Source organism: Mesorhizobium sp. M0601 (assembly GCF_040320845.1).
Classification (GTDB): Bacteria; Pseudomonadota; Alphaproteobacteria; order Rhizobiales; family Rhizobiaceae; genus Mesorhizobium.
This window is the reverse complement of the sequence record NZ_JAMYQK010000100.1, coordinates 1-2374: the sequence shown is the minus strand read 5'-3', so window position 1 is coordinate 2374 and position 2374 is coordinate 1. Positions and strand designations below refer to the sequence as shown.

The 2374-nt window shown below is 66.0% G+C and carries 2 protein-coding genes; both read right to left on the bottom strand.

Features of this window, described 5'->3' with window-relative positions; genetic code table 11:
• Window positions 1-93: 93 nt before the first annotated feature.
• Window positions 94-981, bottom strand: a complete 888-nt coding sequence (locus NKI41_RS32945; RefSeq protein WP_352687203.1) for an amidohydrolase family protein — start codon at window positions 979-981, stop codon at window positions 94-96.
• Window positions 981-2117 carry a vWA domain-containing protein gene (locus tag NKI41_RS32940; protein ID WP_352687201.1) on the bottom strand — a complete coding sequence of 379 codons (1137 nt, stop codon included), beginning with the start codon at window positions 2115-2117 and terminating at the stop codon, window positions 981-983. The genes NKI41_RS32945 and NKI41_RS32940 overlap by 1 nt, the downstream gene beginning before the upstream one ends.
• Window positions 2118-2374: the final 257 nt, after the last annotated feature.

Sequence of the window (2374 nt, the reverse complement as noted above, 5' to 3'; positions counted from 1 at the left end):
AGGCCTTAGACGCCTTCAAAAGACGCCCAGTAGGCCAATCAGGTTAAGCACACCCTTCATGCAAAGCCCTCCTTGTGGGAGAAGGGATGCGCGCTACACCGGCCGATAAACCTTCTCCGCCGTGTTCCAGAAAATATCGGCCTCGGCCGCCGCGCCGTGTTTCGCCACCGCCTCCCGGTGCGCCCTGATCAGCTCGGCGTGGCTGGTCCACAGCTTCTCGATCGGGAAGTTCGAGCCGAACATCAGGTGGTCGCTGCCGAGGATGTCGATGGTGTTGTCGACGATATAGCCGATCAGCGCCGGGTCGTTGTGGTGGACGAAGGTGCCGAGGCCGGACAGCTTTGCATAGAGGTTGGGCGCCGCTGACAGCGTGCGCAGGCCTGCCTTCCAGGCCTCGGTGGTTTCGGGCTCCATGTCGGTCAGCATGCCGGCATGGGTGAGAATGAAATTGGTCTCGGGGTTCTCGCCGACGAGCGTCAGCCCATCCTTCATCTGGGCGGGGAAAAGCTGCAGGTCGAAGGACAGGCCGTAATGCTTGAGCCGCGCGACATTGGCCCGCACCTTCGGGTCGATGACTTGATCGGCCGAGGCGGCGAAGCGGAAGGCCGGCGTTTGGTGCCAGTGCAGCTGCATGCGCACGCCGCGCAGCAGAGGGTATTTGATCAGCCGGTCGATCCGGGAACGCACGTCGTCCACGGTCATGTCGGCATAGCCGACGATGGCGTGCGGCCAGCCGGTTTCTTCCGCGGTCTTCTGCAGGAACGCGACCTCGTTCTCGAAATCCTCCTTGGCCCAGTTGGTCTGGACATAGACCGCCTTCTCGACGCCCGAGCCTTGCTGGTCGGCGAGGAATTCCTCGATCGGATAGTCGCGGCGGATCGGCTCGTAAGGGCCAAAGATGCGCGGCACCATCGGCCCGACCAGCCATGGCTGGTCCTTTTGGCGCCAGATGTGGAAATGCGCGTCGATCGCCTTCTGCATCACGAAACCCTCTTCCAGATTGCCGCGGCCGCCGGGGCGGGGCGGGCGAGCGACAGGATGAACTCGGTGAGGCCCGCGATGGACGAGCCGTCGACCAGGTCGTCGAGCACCGGCAGGATGGCGCGAAGTGCTGCCGTGGCCGGCCGAAAACGCGGATCGCCGGCCAACGGCGTCGCCAGCGAAAGCCGAAAGGCGCGGGCGCTCAGCCGGCGCATCGCCGTCTCCAGCTCGGCATGATCGCCGCGCTCCAGCGAATCCGACAGGATGACGATCGCCGCCCCGCGTGCAAAGGCGGAGAAGCGCGGCACCGATAGAAACGCGAGCAGCGTCGGTCCCATACGGGTGCCGCCGTCCCAGTCGTCGACCTGGGCAGCGGCGCGGGCCAGCGCCTGGTCGCGGTCGCGAATGCGCAGCGGCGAGGTGATGCGGGTCAGCCGTGTGCCGAAAGTGAAGACCTCCGCCCGGTCGGCGCCTTGCACGGCCGCATGCGCCAGCTTGAGATAGTCCGATGTGTAGAGCTTCATCGAGCCGGATACATCGATGAGGATGAGAAGCTTGCGCGGCACCGCCTGCCGCCGGCGCAGCAGCGGCGAGGGGATATCGCCGTCGGCGCTGACGATCTCCCTAAGCGAACGGCGCAGATCGAGCTTGCCGCGCGCATGCGTGCGTACGGTGCGGAAGGAGCGGCGCGCGGGCAAAGCGGTGGCGAGCTTGCGGCGGAAGGCGGCGAGCCCGTCGCTGTCGCGATGGAACTCGCGGACGCTCAACTGTTCGCTGGCCGAAGACAGTTCGCCGCCTTGCTCCTGGCGGACCACTTCGATTTCTTCTTCGCCCGTTGCACCATCGTCCTTGATGCGGGTTTCCTCGTCGGCCTCGCCTTCGACCAGCGCCGCGGCATCCCCATAGAAATGGCTCCGGAAATGCGCCTCGAATTCGTCGCGGCGGTCGGGCGGCGGCGCCAGCGTGGCGAGGGCCGCTTCGCGGATGTCGGCCATCGAACGGGGACCGAGCAGGGTTACTGCCTGCATGAAGCCGGAGACCTGCTCCGGCGCGACAGCAAAGCCATAGCGGCGGAGCAGCCGGGCGAAGCCGAGGAACGGCGTGGTCGCACGGGGCAAACTTTCCGGACGCATCATTCCTTCGCGCCCCCCTCTGTCCTGCCGGACATCTCCCCCTCAAGGGGGGAGATCAGACATCTCGCCGGCTTTCGCCAATCTTCAACGTTGCAGAATTGAGCGGAGCGCCCAAGCTGCCAATCTCCCCCCTTGAGGGGGAGATGTCCGGCAGGACAGAGGGGGGCGCTGTCCCGCCAGCGTCGCGCACTAGCCCTGGGGTATCGCGCTAGCGCGCTTCGATCGTGCATCACGCCAGCGCCTCCTCGACAATCTTGCCG